General features: G+C 71.0%; 14 protein-coding genes. 1 reads left to right on the top strand and 13 read right to left on the bottom strand.

The features are described 5' to 3' along the window. The first annotated feature begins 103 nt into the window (after nucleotides 1-103). Nucleotides 104-307 carry a hypothetical protein gene (locus MFF54_RS14000; RefSeq protein WP_238303530.1) on the top strand — a complete coding sequence of 68 codons (204 nt, stop codon included), beginning with the start codon at nucleotides 104-106 and terminating at the stop codon, nucleotides 305-307. Nucleotides 308-366: 59 nt separating this feature from the next. Here the strand turns inward: MFF54_RS14000 and MFF54_RS13995 are convergent, their stop codons facing one another. The 13 genes from MFF54_RS13995 to MFF54_RS13935 all read right to left on the bottom strand — a co-directional run bounded on the left by MFF54_RS13995 (nucleotide 367) and on the right by MFF54_RS13935 (nucleotide 14,631). Continuing rightward, nucleotides 367-1,416 carry a Cj0069 family protein gene (locus MFF54_RS13995; RefSeq protein WP_238303529.1) on the bottom strand — a complete coding sequence of 350 codons (1,050 nt, stop codon included), beginning with the start codon at nucleotides 1,414-1,416 and terminating at the stop codon, nucleotides 367-369. 5 nt (nucleotides 1,417-1,421) lie between these two features. Beyond that, nucleotides 1,422-2,384 carry a DUF1259 domain-containing protein gene (locus MFF54_RS13990; protein WP_238303528.1) on the bottom strand — a complete coding sequence of 321 codons (963 nt, stop codon included), beginning with the start codon at nucleotides 2,382-2,384 and terminating at the stop codon, nucleotides 1,422-1,424. Between the two features lie 41 nt (nucleotides 2,385-2,425). Then, nucleotides 2,426-2,818: a hypothetical protein gene (locus MFF54_RS13985; RefSeq protein WP_238303527.1), complete on the bottom strand. Its 393-nt coding sequence runs from the start codon at nucleotides 2,816-2,818 to the stop codon at nucleotides 2,426-2,428. Next, on the bottom strand, nucleotides 2,815-3,459 hold the full coding sequence (locus tag MFF54_RS13980; protein ID WP_238303526.1) for a hypothetical protein: 645 nt from the start codon (nucleotides 3,457-3,459) through the stop codon (nucleotides 2,815-2,817). Before MFF54_RS13980 ends, MFF54_RS13985 begins: the two co-directional genes overlap by 4 nt. After that, on the bottom strand, nucleotides 3,459-4,868 hold the full coding sequence (gene chrA / locus MFF54_RS13975) for a chromate efflux transporter (RefSeq protein WP_238303525.1): 1,410 nt from the start codon (nucleotides 4,866-4,868) through the stop codon (nucleotides 3,459-3,461). Before chrA ends, MFF54_RS13980 begins: the two co-directional genes overlap by 1 nt. Nucleotides 4,869-4,870: 2 nt before the next feature. Further along, nucleotides 4,871-5,701 carry a chromate resistance protein ChrB domain-containing protein gene (locus tag MFF54_RS13970; protein WP_238303524.1) on the bottom strand — a complete coding sequence of 277 codons (831 nt, stop codon included), beginning with the start codon at nucleotides 5,699-5,701 and terminating at the stop codon, nucleotides 4,871-4,873. Between the two features lie 222 nt (nucleotides 5,702-5,923). Then, the gene (locus MFF54_RS13965) at nucleotides 5,924-7,129 is read right to left on the bottom strand and encodes an MFS transporter (protein ID WP_238303523.1); all 1,206 of its coding nucleotides are present in this window, start codon (nucleotides 7,127-7,129) and stop codon (nucleotides 5,924-5,926) included. Continuing rightward, nucleotides 7,113-7,397: a DUF1289 domain-containing protein gene (locus tag MFF54_RS13960; RefSeq protein WP_238303522.1), complete on the bottom strand. Its 285-nt coding sequence runs from the start codon at nucleotides 7,395-7,397 to the stop codon at nucleotides 7,113-7,115. The genes MFF54_RS13965 and MFF54_RS13960 overlap by 17 nt, the downstream gene beginning before the upstream one ends. Nucleotides 7,398-7,436: 39 nt before the next feature. Further along, a complete protein-coding gene (locus MFF54_RS13955) occupies nucleotides 7,437-7,814 on the bottom strand; it encodes a hypothetical protein (protein WP_238303521.1) in 378 nt (125 codons plus the stop codon). Between the two features lie 17 nt (nucleotides 7,815-7,831). Next, nucleotides 7,832-10,945: an efflux RND transporter permease subunit gene (locus MFF54_RS13950; RefSeq protein ID WP_238303520.1), complete on the bottom strand. Its 3,114-nt coding sequence runs from the start codon at nucleotides 10,943-10,945 to the stop codon at nucleotides 7,832-7,834. A gap of 8 nt (nucleotides 10,946-10,953) precedes the next feature. Continuing rightward, a complete protein-coding gene (locus MFF54_RS13945) occupies nucleotides 10,954-12,681 on the bottom strand; it encodes an efflux RND transporter periplasmic adaptor subunit (protein ID WP_238303519.1) in 1,728 nt (575 codons plus the stop codon). 56 nt (nucleotides 12,682-12,737) lie between these two features. Continuing rightward, nucleotides 12,738-13,172, bottom strand: a complete 435-nt coding sequence (locus tag MFF54_RS13940; RefSeq protein ID WP_238303518.1) for a DNA polymerase III subunit gamma/tau — start codon at nucleotides 13,170-13,172, stop codon at nucleotides 12,738-12,740. A 124-nt stretch (nucleotides 13,173-13,296) separates the two neighbouring features. Continuing rightward, nucleotides 13,297-14,631: an MFS transporter gene (locus MFF54_RS13935; protein WP_238303517.1), complete on the bottom strand. Its 1,335-nt coding sequence runs from the start codon at nucleotides 14,629-14,631 to the stop codon at nucleotides 13,297-13,299. Nucleotides 14,632-14,637 lie beyond the last annotated feature (6 nt).

The raw sequence follows: 14,637 nt of genomic DNA, 5'->3' as shown, positions 1-14,637 counted from the left end.
CTTCAGAACCGGTTCAACGCGTAGCGAGCAGTCTGGCCGCATCCCGAACCACGAGGGTCATCCCATGAAGCTCCGCATCGCAGGCCTGGTCGCCGCCACCCTGGTGCTGCTCCCAGGCGCCGCCTCCGCGCAGTGGTACGAGCGCGGGCCGCGCCACCACCACCATCACGACGGTCACCATGGCTACGGTCATGGCTACGGTCATGGCTATGGCCACCGCCACGGCTACGAGCGTCACCACCGTTATGGCTACGACAGCCCCATCCACTTCGACCGGGGCCACCACCATCACCACCACGGGTACTGAGGGCGTCGGAGAGGCCGGGACGCCCGCCGCTTGCCCGAACGGGCGTTGAGCGGGCGTCGTCAGGCACGCTCCGGTAGGTAGGCGCGGGCTTCACTCAAACGTCGCAGCGTCGTCGCGGCGAGGGCGCCATGCGCCTCGTCGGGGATGGGGTACACCGAGCTCGCGTTGATCTCGCAGAGCACGTAGGTGTCCTCGCCGGCGGCATCCCTCGGCCCGAGCAGGAAGTCGGCGTCCCAAACGACCGGCAGGTCGTCCAGCCCCAACCCGAGCCGTGACGCCATCTCGGGTATCCACTTCGCTTCCATCAGGCCGCGCAGGCGCTGAAAGCGTTCGTCCTCCGGCCCCGAGTAGAGGCGCGGCGGCGCGCGCCCGTGCTCGGGCGGAGCCAGCGCGGTCACGTGCTGGGCACCGTATCCCGCGACACGCGTGCCGCTCACGTAGCAGCGGATCATTCCCTCCAAATGCCGAGCCTGGAACGGTTGATCGACAAGGGTGCCTCCAACCGCGAAGTCGGCGGCGCGCTCGGCGAGGAACACATCGAGTGGCACGGTGCGCAGGCTCCTGTCCCGCGCCTCCTGCACTAGGACGTCCGGTCCAGCGGCGCGCTCGACCTTCCAGACCCCGATCCCGCCGTTGCCGCGGCTGCGCTTCAGCACCCGCGGGCCCTCGGCCACGCGCCCAGGGAACCCGGCCATCAGGGCCGCATGGCTCGCGTAGAGATGCGTATCTGAACCCCAGCCCATCTCCCGCGTCCGGACCAGCACCTCCTTGGTGCCCATCCGGTCGATGACGTCCGGGTGGCCGCTGACGAGGACTCCGGTGGCGGCCACCTCCCGCAGCACCGCGTCCAGGGCGCCGCGGCCCGCACCGGTATCCTCCGTCACGGGGTTCACCCAGACCAGCACGGCGTCCACCGCCAGGAGCTGGGCGCGGAGGAGATCGGCCTCGCCCTCGACCCATACGGCTGGCTCGCCTTCGAGCCCGTGCCGGTCGAGGGCGGCGAACACCGCCGCGAACCGGCTGGTCTCGGGGCGTGCCTCGGCCCGTGACCGCGCATCGCCTCGCCAGACGACCGCGACCTTGAAGGGTGCGGAGCCTGAGCCGTGCATCCGCGTCAGCCCTTCGCGACCTTCACCTGGTCGAGGGCGTCCCGCAGGCCTTTGGCCAGCTTGGCCGCGTCGTCGTTCGCCCAGAAGTGCATGAAGAACAGCCGTGGCTCGTCATCCAGCATGTGGTTGTGGAGCGCCGTGACCTCGATGCCGCTCGCCCGCAGCGCCTTGATCACCGGGTTCACCTCGTCGGCGGTCAGGACGAAGTCGCCGGTGATGGCCGCCTTGCCGCCGCCGGTCGGCTGGAAGTTGATGGCGATGGCCGAACCCATGGCCTCCGGCACCTCCATGCCATGGTCCTTCGGCGTCTCCGCACGAGGCACGCTCACGGCATAGACGCCGCCGTTGACCTTGCCCTTGCGCCCGAGCACCGCGTCGATGGCCGCCGTATCGAGGTCGAGCGCCTGATCGGGTGCCGTCGCCTTCACCGGCACAGGCCCTTCCCCGGCGGACGCGGGCTCCGCGCCGCCAACCTTCGGAGGCGTCGCCCCCGCCGTCGCACCGCCGAAGGGGGTCTTGCTCGCGCCTAGGGCCTCGCGCAGGGTCGTGGCGAGCTTGCGCGCATCCCCGTGGCCGCCAACGTGCATGTACATGGTGTGCGGCGTATTGCGCAGCAGGTGGTTGTGCAGAGCCGTGATCTCCAGCCCGCCCTCGACCAGCCGCTTCATCACCGGGTTGACCTCGTCGTCGGTGAGGACGAGGTCGCCCATGACCATGACCTCGTCGCCGCTCCCATGCTTCACGAAGGCAAGCCAAGAGCCCAGGGCGAAGGACGGCTTCAACTGCACGCCGTCGAGGGTGACGTTGAGGTCGGTCCGGGGCAGGCCGACGCGGTAGACCCCACCCGGCATCGCTGTGCCGGGCTTGCCGAGACCGGTGGCAATGGCGTCCTGCCAGGGTTCGGCGGCAGACGCGCCGGTGGCCAGGGCTAGGAGGCCGAGGCCTGCGAGGAAGGCGAGCTTGCTCATGGTCGTCTCCGTTGGGCCCGAGGCCCGGGATGATGGTGCCGCTACCTGCGCGCTTGCGGCGCCTGGAGGATGCCCTCGTCGGGCAAGCCGCCTTCGCGCCGAAGCTCGACGCGCTGGCCCGAGCTCCAGACCTGAAGGCAGCGACGCCCGTCGGGGCCGCCGTCTAGGCAGAGCTCGTCGTTACGGACGTGCCAAGTACCCGTGCCTCGGGTGCCGAGGGAGACCAAGATCAGGCGTCCGGCCTTCCCGAACACGTAGGCCCAGTGGACTTCGTCCGTGAGTTCCTTGCCTGAAAGCGTGGCCATGATCTGAGAGCCCTTGAGCCGGCGAAACGGCTCCCCGGCCCCCACGCTCGCCGCGAGCGAAAGGTCCAGCGACAGGGCGAGACAAACCGGAACCGAGCCGCGCATGAACCGGATCACGGCGGCGGTCATTGCAGTGGCTCCACGTTCAAGGCGTCAAAGCGCGTGACGCTGTCGGCCTTGGTCCAGAACGCGACCTTGCCGGGTGTCGTGAACGCAGTGTCAGTGGCCGCGAACAGCTCCTGGCCGTCGAATGAGACCGTGAAGCGGTCCCCCCGCGCTTCAAGCCGGAGCGTGTGCCAAGTGCCGGCCTGCATCGGGAGGTCGACACCGGCCAGCTGCTCGCGCTGGCCGCCGACGACCTTGTAGAAGCGCACGTTGCCTTCAAGGGCGTTCGCACGGACGAGATAGTAGTTGTTCGGATCGAGCAGGCGGATCGCGAGGCCTCCGGCTTGATCGACCTCGCCCGCCACCGGCTTGATCCGCGCCCAGACCGCCACGTCCGCCGGGGCGGCCGCTCGACGGATCAGGAGCGGGAAACGCCCGTCGGTCCTGTCCTGGCTCGACTGGGCGACGGCCCGGCCGCCGGCCGCCTCCGCGTCGGAGACGACTTCCCAGCGGCCAGGCTCCCCCGGACCGGTCTGCCCTGCCTCGAACTCCGCCGGAACGGTGCCGAGCGGGGCATCGGCATAGCTGACGGCCCCTGCCCAGACCGCCGTCGGGCTTCCGCAGGTCAGCAGCGCCAGCAGCGCGAGGGCAAGGTTCAGCCTCATCAGACCAGCCCCGCGAGATGCAACGCGACGCCGGCCGCGGCGCAGGCCGCCAGCGTCGGGACCATGCCGACCTTGAAGCGGAACACCGCCAGCACCGCCGCGGCCGCCAGGGCGAGCGCCCACGGGTTCAGGCTCGACGGCACCGGCACGTCGAACCGGATCGGCCCGGCCGTGAACGGCCGGGTCTCGGCGAAGACGGTGTGCAGGGCGAACCAGACCGCGAGGTTGAGGATCACGCCGACCACCGCCGCGGTGATGGCCGAGAGCGCGCCGGCCAAGGCCCGGTTTCCTCGCAGGCGCTCGACGTAAGGGGCGCCGACGAAGATCCAGAGGAAGCAGGGCGCGAAGGTCACCCAGGTGGTCAGCAGACCGCCTAGCGTGCCGGCCATCAGCGGCGGCAGGGCGCCGGGTGCCCGGTAGGCGGCGAGGAAGCCGACGAACTGGGTGACCATGATGAGCGGCCCAGGTGTGGTCTCGGCCATGCCGAGGCCGTCCAGCATCTCGCCGGGCCTGAGCCAGCCGTAGTGCTCCACCGCCTGCTGGGCGACGTAGGACAGCACCGCGTAGGCGCCCCCGAAGGTCACCATCGCCATTTTCGAGAAGAACACCGCGACCTGGGCGAAGACGTCGTCCGAGCCGAAGGCGAGCAGAATGGCCGCGACGGGAACCAGCCAGATCGCCCCCCAGACGAGCAGCATTCGCAGGGTGTGCCCGGCGGCGGCCCGCTCCCGCGGAAGCTCGTGGTCGTCGAGCAGGAAGGGGCCCTCGACGACCTTGCCGCCGGCCCCGTGCCCGCCAGCCTTGAACTGCGGCAACCCGGCCCGGCCACCGAGGTAGCCGATGACGCCGGCCGTCAGCACGATCAGCGGGAAGGGCACGCCGAGGAAGAAGATGCCCACGAACGCGGCCGCCGCGAGCCCGACCATAACGGGGCCCTTGAGCGCCCGCTTGCCGATGCGGATCACCGCCTGGAGCACGATGGCGAGCACCGCCGCCTTCAGGCCGAAGAACAGGCCGGCGACGAGGCCGACGTTGCCGTAGAGCGCGTAGACCCAGCTCAAGGCCATGATGGCGACGACGCCCGGCAGGACGAACAGGCCGCCGGCGACGAGACCGCCGCGGGTGCCGTGCATCAGCCAGCCCACATAGGTCGCCAGCTGCTGCGCCTCCGGCCCCGGCAGGAGGGTGCAGAAGTTCAGGGCGTGCAGGAAGCGGTTCTCGGAGATCCAGCGCCTCTCCTCGACGAGGACGCGGTGCATGACGGCGATCTGCCCGGCCGGGCCGCCGAAGGAGAGCGCGGCGATGCGCGCCCAGACCGGTACGGCCTCGGCCAGGGTCACGGGCACCGGCGCTCCTGGGGCGGCCTCCCCGGGAGCCGGCGCCGTATGGATGCCTGCGGTCGCGGCCATGGTCACGCCTTCCCCTTGGTGCGGTCGCCGTCCCAGGAATGGCGCTCCGCCGTCGCGTCCCGGCACCAGCGATAGAAGGCGTCGTAGAGAAGCATCCCGGCGTCGAGCTGCTCCAGGTCGTCCGCGTAGATGCGCGACAGCCCGAGCGAGGCCGCGAGAAGGCCCGCTGCTTCCGGGGCGAGGTCGGGCCGGCCGGTATCGGCCCCACGCACCAGCGTCGCGAGGTGCAGGAGCGGCGGCGTCGCGAGGCCGAGCTCCTCGACCATGACGTCGAAGGTGCAGAGCTCGCCCCGGTGGCTCCAGAAGGTGCCCGGGTCGTCGATGTCGAAGGGCGCGGCCTCGAACTTCTCGGCGACGCCGGCGACCTCGCCCGGCGGCACGAACAGGAACACCGCGTCCGGGTCGACGAAGCGGCGGATCAGCCAGGGGCAGGCGATGCGGTCGACCTTGGGTCGGGCGCGCGTGACCCAGACGGTGCGGCCCTGCTCGTCGCGGTTGCGGATCTTGTTGGCCGGAACCATCGGCAGTTCGGCGGCCGCCCAGTCCGCGATGCCACCCTGCAGGGCCTCGGCCTCGACGCCGGCACTGCGCAGCCAGGCGGCGACCCCATGGCTATTGCGACGGCCGTCCTCGCAGACGACCACGACAGACCTGCCGCGCAGGGCCGGCGCCCACTCGGCGACCTTCTCCGCCGACCGTGGCAAGGAGCCGGGCACGTGGCGCTGGTCGACAAGGAACTCCCTGTAGGAGCGCACGTCGACCACGGCAGGGCAGCCGGGGGTGCCGATCAGGCGCGCGAGTTTTTCGACGGTGATGGTGTTGGGCACGGGCATGACGCGTCCTTGCATCGAATGCAGTCGGGACGCGATTCTTCAGCCGGAGCCTCGTCGGGGGATCGCTCCCCGATGCCGACATTTATTGCCGTCTGGCCGGTCTTGTCAAGCGCGCCTGTGCCGAGCGCACACAGTCGTTGCCTGGCCGGAACCTGACGGAAGGGCGTCCCGGGGAGTTCCGACCCCGGCGAGGCCGGCCCTCGAAGCCCGGCCGCCTTCACCTCATTGGGCCGGCTTGAGCCTGACGACGAAGAGACCGCCAAGTGCGAGCGCGCTGAACGCAGCCCCCGCCAGAAAGGTCGCCGAGGAGCCGATAGCGTCCCACAGCGCGCCAGCCGTGACGCTTGCGACGAGCAGGGCCAGACCGGTCAGGAGGTTGAACATGCCGAAGGCGGTTCCGCGAAGGTCGGCGGTCGCGGTGTCGGCGACCATTGCCGCGAGAAGGCCCTGGCTGAAGCCCATGTGGAGGCCCCACAGCGCGACGCCGAGCCCGGCCAGCGCCAAGTTGGGGGCGAACGCGAGGGTCACGTCGGCCAGCACGAGTAGGACAAGGCCGACCTGCAGCAGCCTCACGCGGTCGATCCGGTCCGAGAGCACGCCGACCGGGTAGGACGATAGGGAGTAGGCGACGCCCATCACCACCAGGACGAGCGGAAGGAGGAACGGCTGCACCTCGAATTCCTGGACGCGCAGCAGCAGGAACGCCTCGCTGAACCGGGCGAGCGTCAGCACCACCGCGACCGCGACCACCCACCAGTAACGGACGCCGAGCCGGGCGAGGTCTTGCCGATGCAGAGGAAGGCGAGCCGGGCGGCGCGTCGTCGTCGTAGCGGGGTCCTTCACGGCGAAGACCAGTACGGCGACCGACAGGAAAGCGGGCAGCACCGCGACCCAGAAGACGGCTTGGAAGTCGTTGGCGAAGAGCCACATCAAGCCGATGGCGAGCAGCGGGCCCGTGAAGGCGCCGATGGTATCGAGCGTCTGCCGCAGGCCGAAGCTGGCACCTCGCAGTTCCGGTGGCGCGAGGTCGGCCACCAGCGCGTCGCGGGGCGCGCCGCGGATGCCCTTGCCGACCCGGTCGACGAAGCGGGCTGCGACCAGCCATTCCAGGGAACCCGCCAGCGGGAAGATCGGCTTCGTGAGCGCGCTGAGACCGTAGCCGAGGACCGCCAGGAGCTTGCGCTTGCCGAGCCGGTCGCTCAAGGCGCCCGAGAACACCTTCACGATGGATGCGGTTGCCTCGGCGACGCCCTCGATGATCCCGACCGCGAGCGTCGAGGTGCCGAGCACCGTGACCATGTAGATGGGCAGGAGCGCGTGGATCATCTCCGAGGAGATGTCCATCAGCATGCTGACGAAGCCCAGTGCCCAAATCCCGGCCGGGATACCCTTTCGGGCACCCGCAGGGGTCTCAACCATCGTCGTCATGGACCTCGCTCGGTGTCGTGCTTTGTCGTCGGGATGGCTCCTTAGCATTCGAACCGCGACGTTTGTCCCTGCGCGGCGCGGCCAGCTCGTTCGACGTATCCGCGACTTGCCCGATCCGGCGCGGGAGCTCGCGCGCGAGGGCGGTGCGCCGGTAGGGCGTCATCTTCCTCCACGCGCGGATCTCGGGGACGGTGCGCCCGCAGCCCAGGCACCAGCCGGTTCGCCCGTCCCATTGGCAAACCCCTATGCAGGGGTCGTCCTTCTTCATGGCTGGCCCTCGGTTTGCCCGGCTGCGTGCCGCGGAAGTTCAGCGCTCGACGTGACGCACCTGGATCTTGCGCCCGTCGGCGGTGCGGGCCGAGACCACGACCTTGTCGCCCGAGGCGAGCGGCTTCGTCAGGGCGCCGGCGAGCTTGGCCCCGCCGGCCGGGGCTAGGTCGACCGTCTCGGTCTTGCCGCCCGACAGGATGGTGGCCTTGCCGGTCGCGCCCTTGGCCGGGACCGGCTTGCCGTCCTCGTCGCTTAGGTGGAGCGCGATCTCGGTCGGGGTGTCGACGAACTCGGCGTGGCCGCCCGCAACGTCGACGAGTTCGCCGCCGTTCGGGCCCTTGTGAGAATGCCCTTGCGCGTTGGCGGCGACCGGCAGCGCCAGGACAAGGGCGAGCGCGAGGATGCTGGGCTTCATGGTGTCTCCTTCGGGGGTCAGTAGAGTTCGGCGGGCTTAAGCCCGCTCACCTGTCCCGCCCGGAGCCGCTCAAGGGCGCGCCGACCGAAGGCGAGGAACAGGATCGGGGTCAGGACGGCGTCGAGCAGCGTGGCGCTGACGAGGCCGCCCAGGATGGTCACAGCGACGGGGTGCAGGATCTCGCGGCCCGGCTCGCCGGCGCCGAGCACCAGCGGCAGCAGGGCGAGCCCGGCTGAGAGCGCGGTCATCAGCACCGGCGTCAGCCGCTCCAGCGACCCGCGCACGACCAGCGCCGGCCCGAACGCCTCGCCCTCGTGGATGGCGAGGTTGAGGTAATGCGAGATCTTGAGGATGCCGTTGCGGGCGGTGATGCCGGCCAGCGTCACGAAGCCGACCATCGAGGCGACTGAGAGCGGCTGCCCGGCAAGCCACAGGGCCGCCACCGAACCCACTAGGGCGAGCGGGATGCTGGCCATGATGATGCCGGCGAGCGCGAGCGAGCGGTAGCGGCCGTAGAGGACGGTGAGGATCAGCGCGAGCGCCACCAGCGAGAGCAGGCCGATGCGGGTCGCGGCCTCCTCCTGCGCCTGGAACGAGCCCTCCAAGGCGGCCCGGTAGCCCGGGGGCCAGCGGGTCTCGTCGATGGTGCGCCGCACGTCGGCGACCACGGCGGCGAGGTCGCGCCGCTTGTCGGTGTTGCCGAAGACCGCGATCCGCCGCTGGGCGTTCTCGCGCATGACTTGGTTCGGCCCGTCGGTCTCCGAGACCTCGGCCACCCGGCGCAAAGGGATACGCCCGGCCGGCGAGGCGATGAGCAGGTCGCCCAAGCCCGTGGTCGAGCGGTCCTCGTCCCCGAGACGGATGACCACGTCGAAGCGGCGGTTGCCCTCGACGATCTGCGAGACCGTGCGCCCGTTGCTGAGCGTCGCCAGAGCGTCGGTCACCGCCGCCGGCGTCAGGCCGTAGAGGGCCGCCCGCTCGTGGTCGACGTCGACCCGGAGCTGCGGGATGCGCACCTGCTTCTCGACCTGGAGGTCTGCCATGCCCGGGATGCGCGCGAGCCGGTCGCGCAGGCCCTCGGCGAGGCTTCGCAGGGTGTCGAGGTCGTCGCCGTAGATCTTGACCGCGACCTCGGCCCGGATGCCGGACAGCATGTGGTCGAGCCGGTGCGAGATCGGCTGGCCGACGTTGAGCACCGCCGGGAGCACGCCGAGACGCTCGCGGAGGTCGGCGAGGATGGCCTCCTTCGGCCGGCCGGGCTTCAGGTCGACGTCGATCTCGGACGAGTGGACGCCCTCGGCGTGCTCGTCCATCTCGGCCCGGCCGGTGCGGCGCCCGACCGACGTCACCTCCGGCACCTCGCGGATGAGGCGTTCGGCCACCAGGCCGAGGCGATGGCTCTCGGCGAGCGAGATGCCGGGATTGTAGGCGAGGCCGAGCGCGAGGCTGCCCTCGTTGAAGGGCGGCAGGAACGCCCGCGGCAGGTTGGTGGCCGCCACGCCCGCGACGACGACCGCCGCGCCGGTGGCCCCAACCACCAGCCAGCGATGCCGTAAGGTCCATCCCAGGAGGGCGGCGTTGCAGCGCTTGAGCAGCCGCACCAGCCAGGTGTCGCCGCGGTGCCCGCCGCCGTCCCGGGCGAGTAGGTAGGAGGCTAGGACCGGCGTCAGGGTAACCGAGACGACGAGGCTCGCCAGGATCGAGACGATGTAGGCGATGCCGAGCGGGGCGAAGAGGCGGCCCTCGATGCCCGACAGGGCGAACAGCGGCACGAAGACGAGGCAGACGATCAGGGTCGCGTAGACGATGCCGGATCGCACCTCCTGGCTCGCCGCCGCGACCACCTCCAGAACCGGGCGGGGCTCCGGCCGCTCCCGGTTCTCGCCCAGGCGCCGGATGATGTTCTCGACGTCGACCACCGCGTCGTCGACGAGCTCGCCGATGGCGATGGCCAGCCCCCCGAGCGTCATGGTGTTCACGGTCAGGCCCAGCGCCTGGAAGACGACGACCGTTACCAGAACCGAGACCGGGATCGCGGTCAGGGAGATCAGGGTGGCCCGGACGTTCATCAGGAACAGGACCAGCACCACGGCGACGACGACGGCGGCCTCCAGCAGCACCTTCCTCACGTTGCCGATGGAGGTCTCGATGAAGGTCGCCTGCCGAAACTGGATGTTGTCGGCCTTCACGCCGGCCGGCAGGGTCCTCTGGATGGAGGCGAGCGTCGCCTCGATACGCCGCGTCAGGTCGACGGTGTCGGCGCCGGGCTGCTTCTGGATGGAGACGATGACCGCCGGGCGCCCGTTGTAGCCGGCGTCGCCGCGCTTGACCGCCGGGGCGAAGGCGACGTCGGCGACCTGGCGCAGGAGAACGGGCTGGCCGTCGCGGTAGGTCACCACCGTGCCGCGCAGGTCGTCGAGGCGCTTGGTCAGGCCGACGTTGCGGATGAGATATTCCCGGCCGTGCTGATCGACGAAGCCCCCGCCGGAATTCGTGCCGAACCGGCTGACCGCTGCCTCGACCTGCTCCGGGGTGACGTCGAGGGCCTGCATCGAAGCCGGGTTCGGGCTGACCCGGTACTGCCGGACCTCGCCGCCGATGGGGATGACCTGGGCGACGCCTGACAGGCTGAGAAGTTGCGGCCGGATGACGAAGTCGGCGAGCTCGCGCACCTCCATGGGCGGCAGCGTCTCCGAGGTGATGGCGACCAGCAGGATCTCGCCCATGATTGAGGTGACCGGCCCCATGTGCGGGACCACGCCGCGGGGCAGGGTCTCGCGCACGATGGCGAGCTTCTCCGCGACGAGCTGACGGCTGCGGTAGACGTCGGTCGACCAGTCGAACTCGACGTACACGATGGACAGGCCGACGCCGGAGACGGAGCGGACGCGGGTCACGCCCGGCATGCCGTTCATCGCGGCCTCGATGGGATAGGTGACGGTCTGCTCGACCTCCTGGGGCGCGAGGCCCTCGGCCTCGGTCATCAGGGTGACCATGGGCCTATTGAGGTCGGGCAGCACGTCGACCGGCAGCCGCGGCAGCACGAAGCTGCCGTAGGCGACGAGGAGCACGGCCGCGGCGAGGACGAAGAGGCGGTTGCGCAGGCTGGCGCGGACGAGGGTGCCGAACATGGTTGGCCTCACCGGATCTGGTTGATGAGGTCGGCGCCGCGCACGACGACGCGCTCGCCTTCCTTCACGCCGGCGCGGACCACTACACGCGTGGCGTCGACGGGCTCGACCCGGACCTGACGCGGCTCGAACCGCTCGGGCGCGGCGTGGCGCCAGACCATCGCCTCGCCGCCGGTCCCGCGCACGACGGCATTGCGGGGGAGCACGATGCCGGTCGCGCTGGTCCCGGTCGCGGCGAGCACCGTCACCGGCTGTCCCACCCGGAGGTTGTCCGGCGGGTCGACGACCGCGAACTGGAGCACGGTCGCCTGCTGCTGCAGGGCACGGCTGACGCCCTTGGGCTCCAGCCTCAGGGTCGCGCCGTCGACGGTCAGCGCCGTCGTCCCCGTGCCGGTCGGTGCGTCCTCGAAGGAGAGGGCCTCGACCCAAAGGCTGCCTGGATGGACGACCTGGAACAACACGTCCTGCGGCTGCACGACCTGGCCGGCGACGACGCGGGTCGAGGCGATGACGCCGTCGGCCGGAGCCGTCAGGGTCTCGGGTGTGGTGCGGATGTCGCTGACCGCTGCCCGGCGCCGGCGCATGCCCTCCAGCTCAATCTCAAGGTCCGAGACGGAGATGGCGGTGCCGGCGCCGGAGGCGACGAGCTTCCGGGCGCGGGCGAGCTTCGCCTCGGCGAGGCCGATCTGCTGCTCGATCTCGCCGACCTTCTCGACTACGATGGCCTGGTCGGCCTGGATGATCGGCCGCTCGACCCGGGCGAGAACCTCTCCCTTGCGCACGGCCTGCCCGAGCCGGGGCATGCCGGCCTCGGGCGCGATGACCCGGCCGCCGCCGATGCTCTGCACCAGCCCGCCCCGGTTGGGGTCGGGGATGACCTTGCCGATGAGGCGGGTCGCACCCTCGACCTCGGTCGGCTTGGCGGTCGTGGTGCGCACCTCCAGGATGCGCTGCGAGGGTTTGGGGACGAAGACCGACCCGTCCGGCAGGCGCTGCGGGGTGTTCGATCCAGGCGTCGCGGTCGGCGCGTCATGGTCATGGTCCTCGCCGCCATGGGCGAAGGCGGTGCCCGTCAGGGCGACCACGAGGACGGCGCCGGCCACGAAGGCGGCCGGTCGCATGCGGCGGCTCCGCAGGGCGAGCCCGACGGCCAACCCGACCGCGAAGACGGCGAGCGCCCAGGCCCGGCCCGGCTCGGGCTGGCCGAGCCACTCCTTGAGGTGCGCGAGGAACGGCATGCCGGGATGCACGTGTCCCGCTCCTGCCTCGGCCACCGGGCGGGCCGGCTCGGCCACAACCAAGGCTGCGATCAGCAGGTCCTCGCCGTCCGGGCCGGCGACCTGAATTACGAGGTCGTTCGAACCGGGCTCTGCGAGGTGGGGCGAGGAGACGGCGTAGGTCCCATCGTCATTCGGCGCGGCCGGCATCGCCTCGCCCTCGACGGTCACGGAAACGGTCGCGCCGGTCACCGGCTCGTTGTCCTCGGATCGGTCGACGTAGAGGGTCAGCCGGTCGCCCTTGAGCGTGCCGACCACCTGGTAGAGGTCGGACTGAATGGAGACGCGGGGCGTGCCCTGCGCAGCCGCGGTCGAAGAAGCCGGCGCCGGCCCGTGGCTGTGGTCGTCGCCCCCGCCGGCGCGCGCGGGCGCCGCGAAGCAAGTGGCCAGGATCAGCATGGCCAGCCCAGCGGCACGGCCTCGCGGCCGCCCGTGGGCGTCGTTCTTGAGAAAGGTCACGATTGAGGTCCTGTCGAACGGGCACGGCCTGTGCAGTGTCCGTCAGGACACCGCGCTCACGCGTTCGGCAGGGACCTGGGAGGTCGTTTCGGGCCGTTCGGATCCACTCCGAACGGATGCGCCGATTCCCGCGAGACGACGGTCGCGCCCGGGGACCGTGGCAAAGGAGCGGCCGCCTCGGTGGAAGGTAGCGCGACCGGGTGGGCCAGGCCGCAGCAGTCGGACTTCTTGTGTTCGTGGTCCTGCGGATCGTCGAGCGGGGGGAACTCCGGCCAAGCCCCGGCCTCGTCCGAAGCGACCTTGGCCACGACGTGCGAGTGCACGGTGCCGTCGCCGTGCATGTGGCTATGCTCGGGCCCGGCGTATTCCAGGTGCTCGACGGGAGCGAAGGCGCTCGCCGGTACCGCCGCCACGTTGAACGCGAGCGCCGTCAGCGCCAGCAGCATCAGGCTGGTAGCGATCCGGCGCAGCAGGTTCGGCGGCACTCTCACCAACGGGTCTCCCGAGGCGACACTACCATCCACGCGGCGTCGCGACCAAGGGCCATGGGTCGATTGGTGCCACCGGCTGCCTGACTGGGGCATGAACCGTTCGCTCGGAAGGCGGAGCGGTCTCTCATCCGGGGCGGCCCGACGGCCAGTGGTGGTGAAGGTCGTCGATGACGTACGCGTGGGCATGGCGATGGCCGTGGGCCGTCGCGAGGTGCGGATGGGATGGGGCGAGCTCCGGGTGGGCGTGCTCCACGGTCTCGGGGTCTTCGGAGGGCCAGAGCAGCAGGGCCGCGGCGGTCGCGGCGAGCGTGACAAGGCCGAGCGCCGCCGCCGTCGCGGGCATTCCGACCGTCGCACCGAGCCACCCGGCCAGCGGGTAGGTCACGAGCCAGGCGGCGTGCGAGAGCGCGAACTGCGCCGCGAACAGGGCCGGCCGGTCCTCGGCGGAGACGGAGCGCCGGAGCAGGCGGCCCGTCGGGGTCTGTGCCGCCGAGTAGCCGATGCCGAGGACGAGCCACGTCCCCAGCAGGGCGACCCACCCGAAACCGTTGGTCCAAGATACCTCCGCGAACCCGAGCAAGACGAGCCCGAGCAGGGCGGCGGAGGGGATCATCACGGCGCGGTCGGACAGGCGGTCGAGGACCCGCGGTAGTAGGAGGGCCGCAACCATCGAGCCGCCGCCGAACAGGCCGAGAGCCACGGCGACGTCGTCCTGCGGGCGCTTGAGCAGGGCCTGAACGAGAACCACCGTGTTGACGATGACCATGGCGCCGGCCGCCGCGACCGCGAGGTTGAGGGCGAGGAGTCCCCTGAGGCGCGGCGTGGCGAGATAGATGCGCAGCCCCCGCGTGGTGCGCTCGTAGATCCCGGACCGGCGGGTCGGCGCGCTCGGCGTTGGAAGCGTCGTCGTGACCACCAGCGCCGCCGAGCCGAGGAAGCCGACGATGGTGCCGGCGAACAGCCCGTGGAAGTCGATGACCGTCAGCAACAGCGCGGCGAGCGCCGGGCTGAGCAGGTTCTCCAGGTCGTAGGCGAGACGCGAGAGCGACAGGGCCCGGGTGTAGTCGCGCTCATCGGGCAAGATGTCGGGGATCGTCGCTTGGAAGGCTGGCGTGAAGGCCGCCGAGGCCGATTGCAGGACCGCGATCAGCACGTACACCTGCCAGACCTGGTCGATGAAGGGCAGCGCCAGCGCGACGCCGGCCCGGACGAGGTCAGTGGCGACGAGGAAGGCGCGCCGGGGCAGCCGGCTGGTGAACGCCTGCGCCACCGGCGCGACCAGTACGTAGGCGACCATCTTGACCGCGAGCGCGGTCCCCAGCACCGCGCCCGCATCCGCCCCGGCCAGCCAATATGCCAGGAGCCCGAGGGCGACGGTCAGCAGGCCGGAGCCGATCAAGGCGACAACCTGGGCCGCGAACAGGTGGCGGTATGTGCGGTTCGCGAGGACGTTCGGCATGGCCGC

This window comes from Methylobacterium gregans (assembly GCF_022179245.1).
In the GTDB taxonomy this organism is placed as follows: domain Bacteria; phylum Pseudomonadota; class Alphaproteobacteria; order Rhizobiales; family Beijerinckiaceae; genus Methylobacterium; species Methylobacterium gregans.
This window is presented reverse-complemented; position numbering and strand designations above follow the sequence as displayed.

Bases quoted from the DNA above. Each gene is read 5' to 3' on its own strand.
- MFF54_RS13960 (WP_238303522.1), bottom strand. From the start codon at position 7,397: ATGAAGAAGGACGACCCCTGCATAGGGGTTTGCCAATGGGACGGGCGA.
- MFF54_RS13950 (WP_238303520.1), bottom strand. From the start codon at position 10,945: ATGTTCGGCACCCTCGTCCGCGCCAGCCTGCGCAACCGCCTCTTCGTC.
- MFF54_RS13980 (WP_238303526.1), bottom strand. From the start codon at position 3,459: ATGAGGCTGAACCTTGCCCTCGCGCTGCTGGCGCTGCTGACCTGCGGA.
- chrA (WP_238303525.1), bottom strand. From the start codon at position 4,868: ATGGCCGCGACCGCAGGCATCCATACGGCGCCGGCTCCCGGGGAGGCC.
- MFF54_RS13955 (WP_238303521.1), bottom strand. From the start codon at position 7,814: ATGAAGCCCAGCATCCTCGCGCTCGCCCTTGTCCTGGCGCTGCCGGTC.
- MFF54_RS13990 (WP_238303528.1), bottom strand. From the start codon at position 2,384: ATGAGCAAGCTCGCCTTCCTCGCAGGCCTCGGCCTCCTAGCCCTGGCC.
- MFF54_RS13985 (WP_238303527.1), bottom strand. From the start codon at position 2,818: ATGACCGCCGCCGTGATCCGGTTCATGCGCGGCTCGGTTCCGGTTTGT.
- MFF54_RS13995 (WP_238303529.1), bottom strand. From the start codon at position 1,416: ATGCACGGCTCAGGCTCCGCACCCTTCAAGGTCGCGGTCGTCTGGCGA.
- MFF54_RS13970 (WP_238303524.1), bottom strand. From the start codon at position 5,701: ATGCCCGTGCCCAACACCATCACCGTCGAAAAACTCGCGCGCCTGATC.
- MFF54_RS13965 (WP_238303523.1), bottom strand. From the start codon at position 7,129: ATGACGACGATGGTTGAGACCCCTGCGGGTGCCCGAAAGGGTATCCCG.
- MFF54_RS13935 (WP_238303517.1), bottom strand. From the start codon at position 14,631: ATGCCGAACGTCCTCGCGAACCGCACATACCGCCACCTGTTCGCGGCC.